We start from the raw sequence: 18,790 nt of genomic DNA, 5'->3' as shown, positions 1-18,790 counted from the left end.
CACGCGCGAGCCTCGGCTTGCGGGGTGAGAACGAGCCCCTCGAAGGCCCGCCGCGCCGTTTCGCTGGTTCCGTGCTCGCTTGGCCGCCTTCATTGGGGCAGCGTCGATGTCATCCCCCGAAGCGTCCCGCGATCGCCAGCACGTCCGAAACGCTGGGCACGCGGCGGGACATTCGCTGAATGCCGCACTCCTCCACGAGCCACACGGCATCCCCGTCCACGAAGACCTGCGCAGCGGCGTCGGAGAGGTCTTCGCGGAGACTGAGCCCGGGCGGCAGCGCCTCCTCCGATTGGCACGTGGCCTCCGACGCATACCCGTTCTCGAGGAGGTAGATCTGACGTTCGAACCAGCGCTCGACGCTCGTGCCGACCAGGCGCACTTGCACCTCGTCGTCGTCTGGCTCCTGCCACGAGGCCCACACCCCGCCCGTCTCGTCCACGTAGATGCCTGTGCGCACCGAAGTATTCTCGGTCCAGCCGACGAACCAGGCTCCGTTGTACGGGTGAACCGGCGCAGACCAGATGCCAGACGCGGTCCGTTCACGGATCACGCTCGCCGCCCATGGGGCGATGATCGAAATCCCCCGCTGCCCGCGGAACCCGCCCACGAGCTCGTCCACGGCGAGCACCGCGTTCGTGAGCGCCTCCGATGCCCGGAATCTCTCGAGCTGAGCGCGCAGGCCATCCTGCTCCCGCAAACCCGGCTGCCACTCGCCGAACGAGCTGGCCCGCGCGAACCGATCGGGGGGACGTGGAGCCGTGGCGATGCACCCGCCGGGCTTCATCTGGAACTGCGTCTCGAAAGCGCCCTGGAGCACCCCGTGAACCAAGCAGCCGCCCTCCGCCTCGTGAAGTGCGAACGCCTCCGGGAAGTATCGGTCACTGGCGTCTAGCGACCCGAACAGCGCTCCGGGATGCGGAAGGCCGGCGATCGGGTCGTAGGAGTACCTCGCTGGCGCGGGCGAGACCCCGGACGGCAGAGGGTGTGCGAGCAAAGACCGGAGCCGCTCGGTGGTCGCGCACGCCACGGTCAAGGCGTCGGCCAGCAGCAGGACGATCGCGCCGTCGAACCACAGCAGCTGCTCCGAAGGCCCGATCGAGCGAGCCACGCGCGGCGGACCCAGCGCCCCCTCGACCCACCCGGTCATGAGCGCGGCCTGCGCTCCGTGGTTATGACGGTGGCGGATAACGAGCCCTTCGCCGACCAGCCGCGCCGCCTCGCGGAGGGCGGCAGGATCGTCGGCTGGCAGCGGAAGTCGTGGCTCGAACGGGTTTCCGGAGCGTGGAATGCGCACCACCGCTCCCCCGTGCGGTGCGAGCGAGCCCAGCGGCCCCAGGTCCTCGAGCCCCGGGGCGCTCGGCAGATCGTCGCGCACTGCGAAGCTCATGGGCGTGGCCCGCAGGTTCCGGAGGAGTTGTCGAAGACCCCTGGATTGAGCCCCGCCACCGAGCCTGTCCCGTGTGTCGAGCGACCGACCGGGAAGCATGCACGGCTGAGCCGTCGAAGAAGTGGATACCGCCGCAACCGACCGCCTATCCTGCAGGAAGGTCGCACGCTCGTACCTCGGATTGCGGGGTGAAGCACTTCAAGAGCGCTCGCTCACGGAGCCGCTCGCGATCGTTGAGCGAGACGCCTGGAAGGGCGGGGGAATCGTGTATCTGCATGTTCGACGACGAGTCCACGGAGCGCGCGGTGCTTCAGGCAGGGGAGGTGAACTCGTCCCAGGCGAGCACCGCCTCGGGGCGCAGCTCGCGCAGCCATGTAACGGCGCGCCCGTCGGACAGCCTCCGCTCGAATACCATCGCCGCGTCGCCGGCGTACAAGGTGCCGGTGGAGTCGGTGGCATCTTCGACCTCCTCCAGGCCGAGCGCCTGGGCGAGCGCACGACCATGCGACGACCGCGAGACATGAATCGGCACTTCTTTGGGGTGTCCCCACAGCGCGACCCGGGTGACGAACACGCGCGCGGAGTCGCTCGTTCGCTCCCAATCGTCCCAGCCGAACCCATAGGCCCACATCCTGCCGTCCTCCGTCAAGCACACTAGGGTGTCGGGGTTGTCGATATCTCGTACGCTCACCAGGATCGCGGGGCCGTCCGGCGTCTGCTGAAGTGGCCACTCCGCCACGCTCCCTTCGGCGAGGGCTCGGTCGAGCATCTGAATCCCGCCGAAGCGCTGGACCCGGTCGACGCTGCGCAAACCGCCGAACGATCGCTCCGCGTCTGCGGCCGTCCTGGCGAGTGCCCCACTGCCGCCGTTCTCCAGCACCCATGAGGCGAGCCGCGAATGGTCGCCGGGATCGTGCAGCCGGCAGAGCCAGCGCGACGCCGCCTCTCTCGCGCGAGGCGACAGCGGAAGCGTCTTTGACGCTGGATCGACGGTTGCGCAGAGAAATCCGACCACGCTATGTCGAAGCCGTTCGTTCGCTTCTTCGAGCGGGAGATCTAGGTGCACGGCGTCGTTGTCCAGAGCCGCACGCCCTGTCGCGTCGACGTAGTCGTCGCGAAACTCGATCCAGCCAGACTTGGGAGCGACAAGCGACGGTCCGGCGGCTCGAACCACCGGAAAGATGCATTGTAAACGCAGCGCTGCGCACTCTTCAAGCCAGGGCCGCAGGCTGCTCGCCGTGGGCCCCAGGACTCGCAAGAACACGTCGTCGCGCAGGGCGAGCACGTCGTCGCAGACGTGCCACGAGAAGCTGTGCAGGTGAGACTGGCGACTCGCCTGGCCGACCCGGCGAGCAACGCCATTGACGAGAGCGTTCGTCTTGTCGAGCGCGGTGACCGGCCCCGTCTCCGGCTCGAAGGTGCCGAGATGGACGCGGGCCCGCAGTTCGAACCCCGGGGCACGCCACCGCTCGAGCCTCTCCGCCACCTCGTTCAACTGGGAGATGGATGCCGTGAGCTGTTTGGTTCCACAGATGGATCGGAGCTCGGGGTTGAACATGCCCTTCTCGATTGTACCGAGGAGGGGATGGCTGAATCGAGTCTTCACGTCGGACCCCAGTCGTTGTTCTGGCCGGTACCTCCGAAGACGCCCGGGGTCATTCCGGCCACGCGATTGGCGCGGCGCTCAATCTCCGCATTCGAGTGATTGTTCCGCCCTGCCGCCCGATCCGCTTCGAGCTGCTGTCGGTACCGCGCCGCGTTCGCCCGGCGCGCGTCGTCCAGGGGCGCCGTGTTCCCCTGGGCGGCCTGTTGCCGCGCCCGGTCCAGCGGTGCGCCCGCGCCGGCAGGCCGGAAGTTGAGGGGCGGTCCGCCTCTAGGGGGCGACGCGGGAATCGTCTCGGGCTGCTGGCCCGTGCCTGCCAGGGCGTGCAAGCGAGCCAGCGTCTGTGAGCAGTTCGGGCACGGCGCGCACGCGGTTCCACTGACATCGGTGCTTCCGATCGGCCCCATGCGGCGCAGGGCGCGGCGGAGATGCCGCTGGCCTTCGGGTGTGCCCGGATCGCATCTCACGCCGTTTCGATCCTCGTAGTCGTGGAGATAATTGCTGATCGCATGGGGCTCGGAACACCAAGACGGATCCCTGCCCTGGCCGCGCCCTGAGTCCTGGGGGAGCGCGGCGGCGACTGCCGGGTGGAGATCGTACAGCGGCCCCCTGCCGCCGGCGTTGCGCTCGCTGGCTGACCGCCCCGTGAAGTCTCGTGTGCCGCCTCCTTGAGATCGGGGGAGGCGCCGGGAGCTGAGGGTGGAGCCCATCAAACCATCGAGGTCCACCAACGCGAGCGGCCGCCCGTTCACATACCCGTACGCTTCGAGCCCTCCCTCGAGCCCCAGCGGCTCCGGGCTCAGGTACGTCGCGCTCGCCGGATCGAAGTACCGCCACCGGTTGTAGTGGAGCCCCGTCTCCGGCTCGTACCAGTGCCCCGGGAATCGGCTCAGCGTGGCGGTGGCGTCGCCCGCGATGACCCGGCCGTTGAAGCGGCCGGCCTCGTCGTAGCTCATGAACGTGCGGGCGCCGAGCGGCGAGCAATGCTCCACCACGCGCCCCATCGCATCGTAGATCCACCGGTGGACCCCGCCCTTCTCGTCCCGCATCTCCACGAGCCGCCCGAGGAAGTCGTAGCGCAGCGCGCGCGTGCCGCCGTCCGGCTCGACGATCTCGACGCGGTTGCAGAGCGCGTCGTACCTCATCGACGTCTTGCCGCCGCCCTCGGTCTCGGCGTGGATCAGGCAGCCGCGCTCGTCATAGCGGAAGCTCGCGACCAGGCCCATCGCGTCCGAGAGGTAGATCTGGTTGCCGTTCGTATCGCGCGCGTGCTGCGTCTCGAGGCCATCCGGGCCGCGTGTGGTCACGACGTCCCCGCGATCGTCATACACGTAGTCCGTCGCACGCCCCAGCGGGTCGACCACGCGGTACACGCCGTCGGCCTCGCCCATCCTCCACGCGCGCCCGAGGCCGTCGCGGTATCCCACGAGCTCGCCCGACTCGTCGAACGCGTTGTCGTGCACCTGCCCCCGCCCAGACGATCCGGTCGGCCTTGCCGAAGGCGTTCACCTCGACCCTCCGCAGCGCGCGCGAGGTGATGACGTTGTTCTCGCCCGCGCCGTACTCGACCTTCGCATGCAGGAATCCCTTCGCGCGGCTGCCGTCCGCGAGCACCTCGGGCACGCCCTCGACCAAGAGCGCGCGCTCGTTCGGATCGTTGCACCACGTCTCCACGCAGCGGCCGTGGTCGTCGTAGCGGTAGTGGACCTCGAGGCCCGTGGGCCAGCGCTCCAGCACGAGCCGGTGGTCTGCGTCGTACGCGAAGGTCATCGCGTGACCCAGGGCGTCGCGCGCGGCCACGAGATCTCCGCGCTCGTCGTATTCATACGTGCGGAAGGACGTCCAGGCGCCCCTCGCGGACGCGTTCTTCACCTCGAACGCGGCGATGCGGCCGTCGCGGTGCCGGCGCACGCGGAGCAGCCGGCCCACGCTGTCGTTCACGAACTGGAGCGGACCGGTCCCGTTCTCGTAGAAGAGCCGGGCCTGGTTGCCGTTGCGATCCAGGAGCGCGCTGAGGCGGAACTCGTTGTCGATGGCAAAGGCATGCTCGAAGACCCGCGTGATCCCGTCGTCGACCTTGAGGAAGTAGCCCTCGCGGGTTCGCGTCAGCAGCCCGACCGGGAGCTTCACGGTCTCGCCCTCGTCGGGGCAGCGGCCCTCGCACGCGAGCGCGGTGGCCGTGACGACGCGCACCCGGCGGCGGCGGAGCTCGATGACGCGCCAGCCGAGCGAGTGGTTCCAGCCGTGGCCGAGGCCATCGTCGACGTCGCGCTGCGCGGAGCTGTAGGCGCGCTCGATCACGAGCGGAAACGCTCCCGGCAGCGCCATGTCGGTGACGGCGAGGGTGTAGACACGGCCCGTGACCGGATCGATGGGGTGTCCGGCCTGCGTTCCTCCCCCGCCCCCGTGCGCCGGGTTGGGGCAGCCGCCGCCGCTGCCCTGGCCGCAGCTACTGGCGTTGCGGCCGCCGCCCTCGGCGCCGTTGCCGCCGTTCTTGCCCCCTGCGCCCTGATCTCCGCCGCGTCCGTTGCCGCCGCGCCCGCCGCGGCCCCCGCCGCCGGCGCCGCCGCCCATGATGAAGACACCGGGGTTCATTCCCGGAATGGCGGGGATGTTGGGGACCGGAGCCGTGCGCGCCATGAGGCGATGGTCGCGCATCGAGACGCGGTGTCAATAGCCACCGCGAGGATGGATGATGCTCCGAAGCGATCCTGGGGAACGCCCATGCCGGCCTCGGGGATCCCCTGCTGGCCATCCAGCATTACGACCGACAGATGGCGATCGCCTGTGAGATCGGCGATCGGGAGGCGGAAGCTGCGTCGAGCTGGAACATCGGTATCGTGCATGAGGCGCTGGGCAACATCCCTCGAGCCGCCGGTGCAATGCGCAATTACGTGGAGTATCTCCGGTCGACTGGCCACGCGGACCTGCAGCATCATGAGGCTCACTTGAATCGTCTTCGCGCGAGGTTGGGCCACTGCGCACGGTGAGGGCGAGGCGATCGTCGCAGCATGAGGACGCGAGCGTTCGACGCGGTGGCCTGCGTGAAGCCGCCATCCACGTCGCGCGTCCATACGTTCACGCTGCGCGCTCGGTGTGTGCCCTCGCCTCCCCGTCTCCGCGCGCGTACCCCGCGGCTCGCTCCCTGGCACGGCACCCGCATACCTGACGCCCGTAACCGCGACGGGGGGACTACGCGGAGGAGACCCATGAGCCAGAGACCATCCGAGTCATCCATCCAGGTGAAGCCGCTCGCAGGGCACATCGGCGCCGAGATCCACGGCGTCGACATCTCCAGGCCGCTGCCCGACGAGTCCGTGGCGACCATCCGCGCGGCGCTGCTGAAGTGGAAGGTCGTCTTCTTCCGGAACCAGCCGCTCGGCCACGCCGAGCAGATCACCTTCGCCGCTCGCTTCGGCGAGGTGACCTACGCGCACCCGCACGAGGACGAGCCGTTCGACGAGCACCCGGAGATCCTCGCCATCGACAGCCGCCGCTACGATCGCCGCTACGGCAAGCGCTTCAGCTACGAGAACCGCTGGCACACCGACGTCACCGCGGCCGTGAACCCGCCGGCGGCGTCGATCCTGCGGGCGCACATCCTGCCTCCCTACGGCGGCGACACGACCTGGACCAACCTCGTGGCGGCCTACGAGGGGCTGTCCGCGCCGCTGCGCGCGCTCGTCGACGGACTGCGCGCCGAGCACCGCTTCGGGCTGAGGTTCGCCCCGCAGGACCAGGACAGCCCGTACCTGCGCAAGGTGCGGGAGAACCCGCTCATCTCGATCCACCCGGTGGTGCGCGTCCACCCCGAGACGGGCGAGCGCGCGCTGTTCGTCAGCCCCGGGTTCACCAGCCACATCGTCGGCCTGTCGCCGCGCGAGAGCAGCGCGATCCTCGACCTGCTCTTCGAGCAGATCAGCCGCCCGACGTACACCGTGCGGTTCCGGTGGGAGCCGGGCAGCGTCGCGTTCTGGGACAACCGGGCCACCGCGCACCTCGGCCCGCAGGACCTCGGGCACCTCGACGTCGAGCGCGTGCTCTACCGCGTGACGCTGACCGGGGACATCCCGGTCGGGGTCGACGGGGTGCGCTCCGAGATCGTGGCCGGCGAGCCGTTCGGCAAGCGGCCCCCGAGCAAGCTGAAGGCCGCCCGAAAGGACAAGGCGCCCGAGGCGGAGGTGCAGGCGTGACCGCCGCGAGCGCAGGCGTCGAGAGGACGTCGTTCCGGGGTCCCCATGGGACGGTCGAGGCGGTACAGGTCCGCCCGTCGTCGGCCGGGCGCTCGCCGGCGCCGGCGGTGCTGATCCTCCATGAGGGGCTGGGGCTCACGGCCCACACGGTCGAGCTGGCGAGGCGCTTCGCGCAGGAGGGTTACCTCGCGTTCGCGCCGAACCTGTACTCGCACGACGCGGTTCACCGGACCTTCACCGAGGCGGAGGTGGCCCGCGGCGTCGGGCTGCTGCGCGCTCCGGACCGCGACGAGGCGGTCGCGCGGCTGCCGGCGGGCGAGCAGGAGCGGCTGAAGGCGGTGTTCGCCTGGTTCAGCGAGCGCGATACGTCGACGTACCTGCCGGACGCCCGGGCGGCGGCGGCGCACCTGGCTGGGCGGCTCGACGTGCGTCCGGGGGGCATCGCCGCGGTCGGCTTTTCGCTGGGCGGAGGGCTGGTGGGACAGCTCGCTGTTGCGGGTGTGGAGCTCGCGGCGGGCGCGGTCTTCTACGGGCAGGCGCCGCCGCTGGACCAGGTGACGAGTGTGCGATTTCCGCTGCAGGTGCACTATGCGGAGGAGGATCCGGCGATCACGCCGAAGGCGCGCGCGGTGCAGGAGGCGTTCCGGGCTGCGGGGCGGGAGCTGATCTCGTTCGTGTACCCGGGGACGCGGCACGGGTTTTTCAACGAGACGCGGCCCGCGTACCACGCCGATGCGGCGCAGCTCTCGTGGCGGCGCACGCGGGAGTTCTTCGCCGAGCGCATCGGCGGCGGCGTCGCCGCGCAGCCGCGGCCGCATGCGGTCGCCGGCGAGGGCGTGCGGGCAGCGGGGTAGCCGCATAGGAGCACGGCCGCCCCGGACATAGGGATGTTGCGGTAACCGCAACCTGGTAACCGCAACCTGGGTCGGCTACCGCAACCTCGGTCGGCTAACCTGGGCCGGCTGCCTGGTCGGGTACCTCAACCTGGGTCGGTCACCTCAACCTCGGTCGGCTACTTCAACCCAGGTCGGTCGCTCAACCCAACCTGGGTCGGTCACCTCAACCTCGGTCGGCTACTTCAACCCGGGTCGGTCGCTCCGGTCGGTCGGTCGCTCCGGTCGGTCGGTCCCACCTCTGGCACGGCGGCTGCTCGGGCCCAGGCCATGACCGCCTCCACGCCCATCGCCGAGAGCAACGCTCCGAGCCCCATCCACACCGACGACGCCGGCCTCATCGCCGGCGCCGTCACCGTTCCCGCACCGGCCGGCGACCTCCCCGGCTACCGCGCCCACCCCGCCTCCGGCGGGCCGTTCCCGCTGGTGCTCGTCATCCAGGAAATCTTCGGCGTCCACGAGCACATCCGCGACGTCGTCCGCCGCTTCGCGAAGCGCGGCTACTACGCCCTCGCCACGGATCTGTTCGTCCGCCAAGGCGACCCGAGCCGCCTCACCACCATCGACGAGTTCCGGGCGCTGGCCGGTCGCGTGCCCGACCGGCAGGTGCTCTCCGACCTCGACGCCAGCATCGCCTTCGCGCGCGCCTCCGCCAAGGCCGACGCCACCAAGGCCGCCGCGGTGGGCTTCTGCTGGGGCGGGCGCATCACGTGGCTCTATGCCGCCCACAACCCCGCGCTCAAGGCGGCGGTCGCCTGGTACGGACGCCTCACCGGCGACCGGACCGAGGCGCAGCCGAAGCACCCGATCGACGTGGTGACCGCGCTGCAGGTCCCCGTCCTGGGCCTCTATGCCGGGCAGGACCAGGGCATCCCCCTGTCGACGGTCACCGAGCTCCAGCAAGCGCTCCGGGCCGCCTCCGAAGCCGGCGGCGCGCCCGGCGCCGCGCGCTCCGACATCCGCGTCTACCCCGACGCCCCGCACGCCTTCTACGCCGACTACCGGCCGAGCTACCGTCCCGAGGCCGCGGCCGACGCCTGGGAGCGCCAGCTCGACTGGCTGACCCGACACGGCGTCGCCTGACCGCGCGCCGGACGCGATCTCGCCTCGGCGGCCGCTGCTGCCCCGGCACCACGCTGCGCCTCCGCTGTTCCTCCGCACGCACCCAAGCTCCCTCGCTCCGACGCTCCCGCGCCCCCGGCGCGCCGCCGATCGGCTACCCTGACGCCGTGCGCGCGAGGATCCGAGACACCGAGATCTACTTCGACGTCGAGGGAATGGGCCTCGTCCCCGACGGCCCCGAGATGCGCCAACGGCCGGTGATGTTCGTCGTGCACGGCGGGCCGGGCGCCGATCACTCCTCGCACAAGGGCGGGATGACGCCGCTCTCCGACCGCGCGCAGCTCGTCTACTTCGATCACCGCGGCCAGGGGGCGCTCGGCGCGCGGCCCGAAGGAGACATATACCCTCGAGAACAACGTCGAGGACATGGAGGCGCTTCGCCAGCACCTCGGCCTCGATCGCATCGTGGTGATGGGCACCTCCTATGGCGGCATGGTGGCCATGGCCTATGCGCTCCGGTACCAGCAGCACATCTCGCATCTCATCCTCGTGGCCACGGCGGCGAGCCACCGCCTCATCGACCGATCCAAACAGATCGTGGCGAGCCGCGGCACCGACCAGCAGAAAGACGCATGCGAGCGCCTCTGGGCCGGCAAGCTCGAGAGCGACGAGCAGTTCGCCGAGTTCCTCCAGATCATGGGGCCGCTCTACTCGACCACGTTCGACCCGCAGAAGGCGGCCGAGGCCAGCGCGCGCGCCATCTACAACGTCGAGGCGTGGAACGTGGCCCTGGAGCGGTTCATGCGGACATTCGACTTCACGCCGCGCCTGCCCGAGATCAAGGTCCCTACCCTCGTCATCGCCGGCCGGCACGACTGGATCTGCCCGCCCGATCTGTCGGAGGAGATCGCGCGCCTCATCCCGGGCGCCGATCTACGCGTCTTCGAGCGCAGCGGCCACTCTGTGCGCGCCGACGAGCCGCGGGCGCTGCTCGACGCCATCGCCGGCTTCCTGGTCTACCGGCGGTAGCGCAGACGATGGCTCCGAGCGCGGCGCGCGCTACTGGATCCCGACCTTCTTCATCGCCGCGGGCATCCGCTGCATGATGACCGACCCGACCTTCTTTCCCACCTCCCCGCTGATCTCGGGGAGGAGCTTCGCGGCCTTCTTGCCGACCGGCGTGCCGTAGAACTTGATGAGCTCCTTCAGCTCATCGGCGGTGAACTTCCCCGCGTAGATCTCGACATTCCACTGGACCAGCTCGTCGTACGGCAGGACCTCGGCGACGACCGCCTTCAGCTTGCCGGTGTCCTTGGCCGAGATCTTCGCGCCCGCTTGCTGCATCGACGCCCCCATGTTGGTCATCAGCTGATCGATGAGGGCGTTGTAGACCTCCTTCGGCATGACGAGGTGCGTGAGCTCCATGGCGAGCTTCTTCTCGGCCTCACCGGCGTGGGCGTCGCCGAGCGACACGAGGGAGAGCAGGGTCACGAAGGCGAGCGAGACGATCCAGGAACGGGGCGCGTGCTTTCTCATGATCCATGTCTATCACGGACGCGCCGCGGTCTGCGTCGCCCCCGCGAGCCCGCCGCCTCCCGCAGCTCGATCCGCCGGGGCGCCCGTGGTGCGGGCGCGCGCGAGCCGCGCGGGCGGCCCACGCTCCCCGTCATACGACCGTCACCTCGTCCCCCACCCGCAAGGCGCCGGACTTCGTCTCGTGGATGTAGTTCTGACCGAAGTTCACGTCGCCGGGCTTCTGCGGATCGCGCCGGTACGTGGCGAGCGTGCGGAGCGGCTCCGGGCCGCGCTCCGCGGTGAGCTGATCGGTGGTGGTGACGACGCATCTGGCGCACGGGCCGCCGGCGCGGAGCACGAGCTCACCGACGCGGACGCGGCCCCACCGGTCCTCGTCGAAGGCTTCGCAGCCGCTCACGACGAGGCTGGGACGAAAGCGATCCATCGGCAACGCCGCGGCGCCCCGGTCCTTGAGGTGAGCATTCAGGTCGGCGAGGGAGGCCTCCGAGATCACGAGCAACGGGAACTCGTCGGCGAACGACACCACATCTTCCGGGCGTGCCACCGAATCCTTGAGGACGGGCCGCCGGAACGCCGCGCCGGCCCGGACGAGCCGCGCCGGGTGATCCAGGAAGTCGCTGAGCCACGCGGCGACGTCATCGCCGCAGTCCTCGGCCAGGAGGCCGGTGCTGCTCCAGACCTCGACGGTGAGCAGGCGCGCGCCTTGCGCCGACTGCGACGCGCGCGGCACGGAGATCGGCGAGCGGCCGGCGGCGCCGAGCGTGAGCTCGCCCTCGGAGAGCTGCGTCTCGATGAGCGCCATGCGCGGCAGCGGGCGCTGGGTGAGGGGTTTGCACTCGGGGTCGACGATCATGAACCGCCGGTCGCCGACGAGGCCGAGCTCGTCGACGGCCGCCGCGTCGAGCGCGACGCCACGGCAGCCTTTGACGGGATAGATGTGGATGGCGGAGAGTCGCATTCAGGGCTTATATCACTCCTCGGCTCCGCCGAGGGCTCCGGCGTCGCGCGCTCCGCGCCGGCGGGCGACGCCCTCCTCGACGGCGGCGTCGCTCGGCCGGCGCAGCGTTCGGCGGCGCTGGAAAGGGGCCTCCTCCGGCGGCGATCGCGCGTCGGGAGAGGCTCCCTCCGCCGCTCCCCTTCATGCCACGCCGCCGTCCTCCGGGATCCCGAGCACCTGCCGCAGGTCCATCCCCACGATGATCTCGGCGTTCTGCCGCACCCAGTCGACGAGCGCCGGGCGCAGGGCGCGCGCGATCTCTTCCTTGACGAGCCCTTCGACGGCGCTGGGGCCGAGGTGCTTCGGGTCGAGCGTGACGCCGCCGCCCGCGGCCAGGGCGCTGAACAGGCGCACGAGCGACTCGACGCCCGCGGCCTGGCCGGCCGCGCCGAGCGGCTCGACCCGCTCGACGGCGATCTCCCCGCCGCGCCTCACGACGAAGCGGCGGAGGTCGGCCTGCTCGACGCCGCGCTTGAGGAGCACCGCCGAGGAGCAGTCGACCTCGATGCGCTGCACGCGCGGCGCCGTCTCGATCTCCTGCCGGGTGCCCTCGACGTCGACGCTGGCCGCGATGGTGGCGCCCGCCGGGATGCGGAACCCGTCCGAGCCCACCGCGCCCGCGAGCGCCTCGCGCAGCGTCAGCCGCGCGGACACGCGGGCGCCGCGGACGGCGGGGCCGCCGCCGTCGGACTCGAGGTTCAGGAGCACCTGACGCACGGTCACGACGAGATCGGGATCGCTCGTCGGGTCGTACGGGGGTATGGCCATGGGCGTCGAGGTGACGAGTCCGCGCATGAAGGCGCGGGCCTCGTCCTCGGCCGAGTCCTTCCCGACCCGGACGAGCCCTCCCGTGTAGAAGACGTTGGGCGTCATGGCGCCAGTGCGGAGGTCGTACTCGACCTGCTGCAACCCCATGTCGCCGAGCGGCGGCGGCAGGTCGATGACGAGGTAGGGCTCGAAGGCGACGCGCAGGAGCGTCGGCGCGAGCGTCAAGCGCAGCGCCGTGGCGCTCGACGTGGCGAGCGCGGCTATCCCGGTGCGCTTCAGGACGGTGCGCGCGGGGAGGTCGAACGAGATCGAAACCGACTCGAGATCGAGCCACGGGGGCAGGAAGCGCCAGGCCATTCGGGGAGGGTACACCCATCTCGCCCCCGGGAGGGCGGCCTATTGACCCGCCGCCCGGGGCGCGCCAATCATGCCACCCATGAAGCCAGAGGAATTCCTGGGTGAGCTCGACCGTAGGGTGGGAGAGCGCCTCGCCCGCATCGGGGCCGCGGCCGGCGCGGCGGAGCCAGGGAGCGGGATCGGCATCCCGGAGCTGCTCGCGACCGCGCTCAAGAAGGAGCTCGAGGCGACCGAGGAGGCTGCGCTCTGGCTCACCACCGAGACCGACGTCGAGGTGAAGCTCGCCCTCGCCCGGCAGTGCGGCGATGAGGCGAGGCACTACCGGCTCATCGCCGAGCGCCTCCGCGCGCTCGGCGTCGATCCGGCGGCGATCCCGGCCAGGTTCGGGCCGCCCACGCCGATGTTCGGGTACCTGAAGGGGCTCGGCTCGACGGTCGAGCGCGTCGCAGCGGGCCAGTTCACGCGGGAGGCGCTCGCCAAGGTGCACAACCAGGCCTTCATCGAGTACTGCGAGTCGCAGGGGGACGCGGAGACGGCGCGCCTCTACCGCGACGTCATCCAGCCCGACGAGGGCCATCACCACGAGATGGGCCGGCGGCTCCTGGCGCGCCTCGCGACCACCGAGGAGGCCCAGGCGCTCGCGCGCGCCGCGGCGATGCGCACGCTCGAGATCGCCGAGGAGCTCCAGGAGATCGCGCGTATCAAGATGGGTATCTGCCGCGCGCCCGGGTGCTAGCCGCCCAGCCCGCGACACGGCAGACGCGGGTGGCCTCCGCGCGGCTCTCGCCGCCCGCCGCGAACTCGCGAACGCGAGGCGGGCCCTGGCTCTCCCGGTCGACGCCTGGACGTCGTTCGCGCGCCGCCGCGTCCAGCCATCGCGCCGAGCGGGCGACCAGGGCGGGCGCAGCCGTTCGATCGCGCGCTAAATGCGTCCCCGGGCGTCCGAGCCGTTCGCGCGACGCGTTCGGGACACGAGGGCGAAAGCGCGTCGGCCGCTGTTCGGAGGCCTATATGCGGGATGGCCCGACGTGCGAAGATCGCTCAATCCATTCAACCTCTGGATACCAAGGTTGCCTCGTTGTCGCGAGATATCCTCGAGGCGAAGAGCGGCCCAGTTGATCGAGGGGATTGCCATGAGCAGGTTTCCGGGGGACAGATCGTTCCGGGAGGTGGCTCGGTTCACCCAGGATTGTGGTGCGATCTGCACCCATGCAAGCCAGTACTGCCTCGAGATGGGAGGCGCGCACGCCGACGCCACGCAGGTGCGGCTGCTCCAGGACTGCGCCGACATCTGCGAGGCGGCCTCGAAGCTCCTCCTGCGCAGCTCGCCGCAGCGCGCCCAGATCACGAGCGTGTGCGCGAGCCTCTGCGACCTGTGCGCGGCGAGCTGCGACAAGTTCACCGGCGACGCGCAGATGAAGACGTGCGCGGACGAGTGCCGCCGCTGCGCCGCTGCGTGCCGGCAGATCTGAGGTGTCGGGGCGTCGGCGCGCTCCGACCGTGCGCGTCGCGCCTTCCGGCCCATGCGCGCTCGCGCGATGCTCTGCCGGGAACAGCAGGGCGGCCAGCGGATACCGTCGAGCTTCTTGGTGCTGTACCTGAATTGACTTACGGCTCTGGCCACCGGAGCGCTTCGACGAAGCACGTTGTTTGATGTTCTTTTCGCCCTGGCGATCTTTCCTTTGAGCCGAGCAGCGGTGTAGCTTCCTGGCCTTCCTGCGGCCCCTGTCGTTCCGCATCGCCCCATCCCTTGCGCACGCGGCCTCTGCGCGCGGCGGCCGGACCGCGCTCGCGGCCGCGCGCGGTCCGGCCGTCGCGCGCGACGCATGTGGCGGCGATCATCGGCTGCCGTGGTACGCTCGCGCGCATGCGTTATCGAAGGACGACGGGGGCGGCCGGGGTCGCACTCCTGTGCGCCGGGTGCGGCGCGGACGCGCCCGAGGCTCGGGTGCGCGAGGTGCGCGACCTGGGCGCGCTGACGTTCGAGCCATCGATTCGAGGGCGGGACGGCGGGTACAGCGCGCGGTGGGGTGACCGCTCGGTGTGGGTGTTCGGCGATACGACCCTGGAGACGCCTGGGTCCGACGGATCGGGCTGGAGATCGAGCACCTTCTGCTCGACCGACGACCTGAACGCGTCGGACGGGCTCTCGTCGCTGACCGAGCCGCTCGACGCGGCCGGCGCGCCTGGGGAGTTCCTGCCGTTCACGGGGGAGGAGCTCGAGTTCAACGTCGCGCACTCTGGCCCTCAGGCGGAGGGGACGTGCAAGGAGGACTGTGGGGCGCGCTATGCGTTGTGGCCGGGGCCGATCGTCGTCGATGAAGCGACCGGCCGCGCGCTGGTCTTCTACAGCAAGCTGATGGGGCGTGCCGGGGGGTTCGACGTCGACGCGCTGGGCTCGTCCATCGCGGTCTGGGAGGGCCTTGACGCGCCGATCGTACGTCCGGCGGTGCGCCCGGACGCCGCGGATCCCACGCTGCTCTTCGGCGCGGACGAGCCGTCGTTCACGTCGGCGGCGCTCGTCCACGAGGGGCTGCTTTATGTATATGCCTGCGCGTGCTCGGGGCTCACGTGCCCGTGCCTCATCGCGCGCGTCCCGCTCGCGCAGGTGACGGAGCGCGGGGCGTGGAGGTTCTTCTCCGATGGCAGCTGGGTGGAGGGTTACGACGAGGCCGAGCCGGTCATGGCGGGAGCGCCGATGATGTCGGTGCACTGGAACGAGCACGCCGGCAGGTACGTCGCGATCTACAGCGAGCCGGTGTCGTCGGAGATCTCCGTGCGGACGGCCCCCGCACCGGAGGGCCCGTGGTCGGACAGTGCGGTGGCGTTCACCGCCGAGGCGCCGTCAACCCCGGAGGCATGGCCGTACGCCGGCCTGGGGCACGCGGAGCTCGCCCAGGAAGGAGGCCGGGTGGAGTATGTGACCTACTTCCGGGAGACGGGTTTCTTGGAAGGAGAGCTCCGACTCGTGGAGCTAGAGCTCGAGTGAGCCGGACGACCTGACCCGGGTTGACCGGGCTGACCCGACCTCACCCGGGTTGACCGGGCTGACCCGACCTCACCCGGGTTGACCGGGCCGCCACCCGGGTTGACCAGAGGTGATCAGACGATCCGACCCGGGTTGACCGACAGCAGCGGACCCGACCCGGGTTGGCCGAGCGCCACCCCATCCGCGCCACTTCACGCCGGTCGGGCTAACCCCCGGTTGACGGAGTGGCCCAATCCGGGTTGACCTGTCGATTGGACCAGCCACCCATACGTACGCCCGTGTTCGGTCAAACCGGGTCTACAACAACCTGCTTGAGTCGCCTCGCTCCGCCATCTTCAGACGCACGTGCCCTCCGGCGACGTATCGCCCCCCGTCGCCTCTCCGTGCCCCGCCGGCGCAGCAACTACACCGTGAGCACGGCGTCCGCCACGGTGGCTCCGTGAAACGCGCGCATCCACCACGTCCCCGCGGGGAATACGGCGTTGCGCACACCGCTGCGCCACCGTTCGAGCGCCGCGCGATACGACGCACGAAACGTACGCACGGCGGCAGCAGCGATTCGCCATGCATCGCCCTGCTCGCGGCCGACCGCAAACGTCGGACTGCAGTCGCGCAGCGGTTCGAAGCTCGTGGCACGCTCAAATGGGGACACCCGGCTGGCGCCCTCGGCGCCAAGGACGTGTTGCCCTCGCTGCTCCACCGCTTCACGGGCCTGCGCTTCCTGTCGCTCCAGCTCGGCGGCGACCTCGCAGCGAAAGCCATCGCCGCCGTCCTGTTCTATGGCAGGTGGCAGCGCGAGCGCGAGCGTTACTTCTTCTGGCCACTGCGGATTTTTCGGATCGAGATATGCCGCGGGTCGCATCGCGCGCAGCACGCTGCAGCCGAGATCGTTCACATCCACCTTGGCGCCGGGCCACTCGTGCGCATGTCGGACCAAGCCGGCGGCCACAGGATTCGCGAGCACGTAGGCGATCTTCTCCACCACCGCCGCCCGCGTCAGCAGCCGCACCACGCTCGTAGCCTCGTGGTCCCACACTGGCCCTTCCCACGTGCGGAGCACCTTGGTCCCGAGCGCGACGATGCGATGGAAGAATTGCAAAAAACGCGGCAGGACGCCCATCGTATCGGTCACGACGAGGTGCAGGTGCGTCGACATCGCGCAGAGCGCGTGGACCTCGATGCCGAAGCGGCGCGTCGAGACGGCGAGGATGTAGACCAAGAGCTGGGTGATGGCCGCATCCGGGCGGAAGAGCAGATGCCTGCGCAGGACGCGACGGGTGATGAGGTAGGTGGCGCCTGCGGCAATTTCGCGGGGCTGGCTCATGGCTGGCGTACAATGACAAACGCCGTGCCGTCGGCTGGTGCGAATGATTTCAAGGACTTGGCTCGCTTCTTTGGGTGGCGCCGCCAGGGCGCCAGGTGGTCCGCCACCTGGACAGTCCTTGCGGCTCGCCCAACCTGCGGCTGCTCCTCCGGCCTGGGCTAGTCCAAATCTGAAGTCCCAAAACTCACTCCAACCTGCGTCGGGTTCCCGGTTGATCCAATCCAATCCACCCCAACCTGGGTCGAGTCGCCCCGAGTCGCCCAACCTGGGTCGAGTCGCCGACCTGCGGGACTTCGAGCCGGATCGGGACGGGTAACTTGGATCGGGACGTCCAACCTGGGTCCGGTCGCCAGCGCGCCCAACCTGGGTCGGGTTTGCCCAACCTGGGTCGGGTCGCAGGGTCGGGTCGCAGATCGCAGCGCCCAACCTGGGTCCGGTCGGCAGGGTGCGGTCGGCATCGGCGCGCCCAACCTGGGTCAGGTCGCCGCCGGGTCGCCGCCGGGGTCCAGTCGCGGTTTTTCTCAAACCAGCCATCAGGTAACCTCCCCCTGTGGCGACCAGCGACAGGAGCCGAGCCGAGTACCAGAAGCGGGTCAACCGCGTCATCGACTACATCCAGGCCCACCGCGGCGAGGAGCTCTCCCTCGAGACGTTGGCCGCGGTGGCGGCGTTCTCGCCGTTTCACTTCCACCGCGTCTTCAAGTCCATGACCGGCGAGAACCTCCGCGAGTTCATCCAGCGGACACGCCTCGAGACCGCGGCCGGCCATCTCACGTTGCGGCCGCACGCCGACATCCTCGAGATCGCGCTCGAGAACGGCTTCAGCTCGGCGAGCGCCTTCGCCCGCGCCTTCAAGGAGCGCTTCGGCATGAGCGCCTCCGCCTGGCGCAACGGAGGCGCCGCGGCCGCGCGCAAGGCGCGGCAAGCGGATCGCAAGCCGGGTGAAGTCGACCGCAACCCCGGCCAAGCAGCGGCGCGCGCCGTCGCGCACGATGACGCCTCGTCGGGCACGGACGCCCGCCAAAACGAGGAGGAGATCATGAACGTGACGGTGAAGATGCTGCCGAGCTACCACGTGGCCTACGTCAGGGGCGTCGGCGCCTACGGCCCCGGAGGCAGCGTCACCGAGTCCTGGCAGCGCCTCATCCGCTGGGCGAGCGCGCGCGATCTGTGGACCCCGGACCGCATCTGCCTCGGCATCGCGCACGACAACCCCAAGATCACCGACCCGTCCAAGTGCCGCCACGACGCCTCGATCGTGATCCCGGACGGCTTCAAGGCGGACGGCGAGGTCAACGTGACCGACATCGCCGGCGGAAAGTACGCTGCGAGCCTGTTCGTCGGCGAGGCGCACACGATCGGCGCCGCGTGGGACCGGCTCTTCGGCGAGTGGCTCCCGCAGAGCGGTTATCAGCCTGACCACCGGCCCTGCTTCGAGCTCTACCAGGGCGAGTTCCACGATCCCAAGACCAACACCTACCGCTGCGAGATCTGCCTGCCCGTGCGCCCGCTCTAGCTGCGCTCGCCCGACGCCCGGCGCCCCTGGCCGGACCTCTGCGCCGCGCCAGCCGCGCCGGGCGCGGGCGCCCCCGGCTCTGCCCGGCCGGGGCCCCGCCGCCCCCTCCGTGCACCCATAAATGCCCGATTTTGCTCACATTTCATCCGGTACCCGCCCCGGCCG

Annotated in this window: 16 protein-coding genes and 1 pseudogene; 9 read left to right on the top strand and 8 right to left on the bottom strand. The window is 70.4% G+C overall.

The window, feature by feature from the left end; translation table 11 throughout:
* Positions 1–109: 109 nt before the first annotated feature.
* The 4 genes from WMF20_RS00635 to WMF20_RS00620 all read right to left on the bottom strand — a co-directional run bounded on the left by WMF20_RS00635 (position 110) and on the right by WMF20_RS00620 (position 5,630).
* The gene (locus tag WMF20_RS00635) at positions 110–1,387 is read right to left on the bottom strand and encodes a hypothetical protein (RefSeq protein WP_437609737.1); all 1,278 of its coding nucleotides are present in this window, start codon (positions 1,385–1,387) and stop codon (positions 110–112) included.
* Positions 1,388–1,697: 310 nt separating this feature from the next.
* Positions 1,698–2,993 carry a hypothetical protein gene (locus WMF20_RS00630; RefSeq protein WP_437609735.1) on the bottom strand — a complete coding sequence of 432 codons (1,296 nt, stop codon included), beginning with the start codon at positions 2,991–2,993 and terminating at the stop codon, positions 1,698–1,700.
* Positions 2,990–3,946 carry a YwqJ-related putative deaminase gene (locus WMF20_RS00625; RefSeq protein ID WP_437617251.1) on the bottom strand — a complete coding sequence of 319 codons (957 nt, stop codon included), beginning with the start codon at positions 3,944–3,946 and terminating at the stop codon, positions 2,990–2,992. Before WMF20_RS00625 ends, WMF20_RS00630 begins: the two co-directional genes overlap by 4 nt.
* Positions 3,947–4,313: 367 nt before the next feature.
* Positions 4,314–5,630, bottom strand: coding sequence for a DUF6531 domain-containing protein (locus WMF20_RS00620; RefSeq protein WP_437609733.1), 1,317 nt, complete (start codon positions 5,628–5,630; stop codon positions 4,314–4,316).
* Positions 5,631–5,698: 68 nt separating this feature from the next.
* On the opposite strand from WMF20_RS00620, the gene WMF20_RS00615 reads away from it, so the two are divergent.
* The 5 genes and pseudogenes from WMF20_RS00615 to WMF20_RS00595 all read left to right on the top strand — a co-directional run bounded on the left by WMF20_RS00615 (position 5,699) and on the right by WMF20_RS00595 (position 10,167).
* Positions 5,699–5,980, top strand: a complete 282-nt coding sequence (locus WMF20_RS00615) for a tetratricopeptide repeat protein (RefSeq protein WP_437617250.1) — start codon at positions 5,699–5,701, stop codon at positions 5,978–5,980.
* Positions 5,981–6,199: 219 nt separating this feature from the next.
* A complete protein-coding gene (locus WMF20_RS00610; RefSeq protein ID WP_437609731.1) occupies positions 6,200–7,183 on the top strand; it encodes a TauD/TfdA dioxygenase family protein in 984 nt (327 codons plus the stop codon).
* Positions 7,180–8,037, top strand: coding sequence for a dienelactone hydrolase family protein (locus WMF20_RS00605; RefSeq protein WP_437609728.1), 858 nt, complete (start codon positions 7,180–7,182; stop codon positions 8,035–8,037). Before WMF20_RS00610 ends, WMF20_RS00605 begins: the two co-directional genes overlap by 4 nt.
* Positions 8,038–8,346: 309 nt before the next feature.
* Positions 8,347–9,159 carry a dienelactone hydrolase family protein gene (locus tag WMF20_RS00600; protein ID WP_437609726.1) on the top strand — a complete coding sequence of 271 codons (813 nt, stop codon included), beginning with the start codon at positions 8,347–8,349 and terminating at the stop codon, positions 9,157–9,159.
* A gap of 146 nt (positions 9,160–9,305) precedes the next feature.
* Positions 9,306–10,167, top strand: a pseudogene (locus tag WMF20_RS00595) (alpha/beta fold hydrolase).
* Between the two features lie 30 nt (positions 10,168–10,197).
* On the opposite strand, the gene WMF20_RS00590 reads toward WMF20_RS00595, so the two are convergent.
* The 3 genes from WMF20_RS00590 to WMF20_RS00580 all read right to left on the bottom strand — a co-directional run bounded on the left by WMF20_RS00590 (position 10,198) and on the right by WMF20_RS00580 (position 12,796).
* Complete coding sequence (locus WMF20_RS00590; RefSeq protein WP_437609723.1) at positions 10,198–10,674, bottom strand: DUF2059 domain-containing protein; 477 nt, start codon at positions 10,672–10,674, stop codon at positions 10,198–10,200.
* Between the two features lie 130 nt (positions 10,675–10,804).
* Positions 10,805–11,632 (bottom strand): MOSC domain-containing protein, encoded by an 828-nt coding sequence (locus WMF20_RS00585; RefSeq protein ID WP_129572468.1) that lies wholly within the window; start codon positions 11,630–11,632, stop codon positions 10,805–10,807.
* Between the two features lie 180 nt (positions 11,633–11,812).
* Positions 11,813–12,796 (bottom strand): hypothetical protein, encoded by a 984-nt coding sequence (locus WMF20_RS00580; protein WP_437609720.1) that lies wholly within the window; start codon positions 12,794–12,796, stop codon positions 11,813–11,815.
* Positions 12,797–12,875: 79 nt separating this feature from the next.
* On the opposite strand from WMF20_RS00580, the gene WMF20_RS00575 reads away from it, so the two are divergent.
* The 3 genes from WMF20_RS00575 (at position 12,876) to WMF20_RS00565 (ending at position 15,785) form a co-directional block, all read left to right on the top strand.
* On the top strand, positions 12,876–13,532 hold the full coding sequence (locus tag WMF20_RS00575; protein ID WP_129572466.1) for a ferritin-like domain-containing protein: 657 nt from the start codon (positions 12,876–12,878) through the stop codon (positions 13,530–13,532).
* A 397-nt stretch (positions 13,533–13,929) separates the two neighbouring features.
* Positions 13,930–14,268, top strand: a complete 339-nt coding sequence (locus WMF20_RS00570; protein ID WP_237244898.1) for a four-helix bundle copper-binding protein — start codon at positions 13,930–13,932, stop codon at positions 14,266–14,268.
* Between the two features lie 395 nt (positions 14,269–14,663).
* Complete coding sequence (locus WMF20_RS00565; protein WP_437609716.1) at positions 14,664–15,785, top strand: DUF4185 domain-containing protein; 1,122 nt, start codon at positions 14,664–14,666, stop codon at positions 15,783–15,785.
* Between the two features lie 403 nt (positions 15,786–16,188).
* Here WMF20_RS00565 and WMF20_RS00560 read toward each other — a convergent pair whose 3' ends face one another.
* Positions 16,189–17,109 (bottom strand): transposase, encoded by a 921-nt coding sequence (locus WMF20_RS00560; RefSeq protein WP_437609714.1) that lies wholly within the window; start codon positions 17,107–17,109, stop codon positions 16,189–16,191.
* A 550-nt stretch (positions 17,110–17,659) separates the two neighbouring features.
* Between WMF20_RS00560 and WMF20_RS00555 the strand changes: the two genes are divergently transcribed.
* Positions 17,660–18,625 carry an AraC family transcriptional regulator gene (locus tag WMF20_RS00555; RefSeq protein WP_437609712.1) on the top strand — a complete coding sequence of 322 codons (966 nt, stop codon included), beginning with the start codon at positions 17,660–17,662 and terminating at the stop codon, positions 18,623–18,625.
* Positions 18,626–18,790: the final 165 nt, after the last annotated feature.

Origin of the sequence: Sorangium sp. So ce834 (assembly GCF_051521425.1) — a bacterium.
Classification (GTDB): Bacteria; Myxococcota_A; Polyangia; order Polyangiales; family Polyangiaceae; genus Sorangium; species Sorangium cellulosum_D.
The sequence above is the reverse complement of the archived record's forward strand: the minus strand, read 5'-3'. Positions and strand labels throughout refer to the sequence as shown.

Excerpts from the sequence above, each read along its gene's own strand:
- WMF20_RS00565 (WP_437609716.1), top strand. The coding sequence starts at position 14,664 with ATGCGTTATCGAAGGACGACGGGGGCGGCCGGGGTCGCACTCCTGTGC.
- WMF20_RS00575 (WP_129572466.1), top strand. The coding sequence starts at position 12,876 with ATGAAGCCAGAGGAATTCCTGGGTGAGCTCGACCGTAGGGTGGGAGAG.
- WMF20_RS00585 (WP_129572468.1), bottom strand. The coding sequence starts at position 11,632 with ATGCGACTCTCCGCCATCCACATCTATCCCGTCAAAGGCTGCCGTGGC.
- WMF20_RS00610 (WP_437609731.1), top strand. The coding sequence starts at position 6,200 with ATGAGCCAGAGACCATCCGAGTCATCCATCCAGGTGAAGCCGCTCGCA.
- WMF20_RS00590 (WP_437609723.1), bottom strand. The coding sequence starts at position 10,674 with ATGAGAAAGCACGCGCCCCGTTCCTGGATCGTCTCGCTCGCCTTCGTG.
- WMF20_RS00620 (WP_437609733.1), bottom strand. The coding sequence starts at position 5,630 with ATGGCGCGCACGGCTCCGGTCCCCAACATCCCCGCCATTCCGGGAATG.
- WMF20_RS00570 (WP_237244898.1), top strand. The coding sequence starts at position 13,930 with ATGAGCAGGTTTCCGGGGGACAGATCGTTCCGGGAGGTGGCTCGGTTC.
- WMF20_RS00600 (WP_437609726.1), top strand. The coding sequence starts at position 8,347 with ATGACCGCCTCCACGCCCATCGCCGAGAGCAACGCTCCGAGCCCCATC.
- WMF20_RS00580 (WP_437609720.1), bottom strand. The coding sequence starts at position 12,796 with ATGGCCTGGCGCTTCCTGCCCCCGTGGCTCGATCTCGAGTCGGTTTCG.
- WMF20_RS00560 (WP_437609714.1), bottom strand. The coding sequence starts at position 17,109 with ATGAGCCAGCCCCGCGAAATTGCCGCAGGCGCCACCTACCTCATCACC.
- WMF20_RS00625 (WP_437617251.1), bottom strand. The coding sequence starts at position 3,946 with ATGAGCTACGACGAGGCCGGCCGCTTCAACGGCCGGGTCATCGCGGGC.
- WMF20_RS00635 (WP_437609737.1), bottom strand. The coding sequence starts at position 1,387 with ATGAGCTTCGCAGTGCGCGACGATCTGCCGAGCGCCCCGGGGCTCGAG.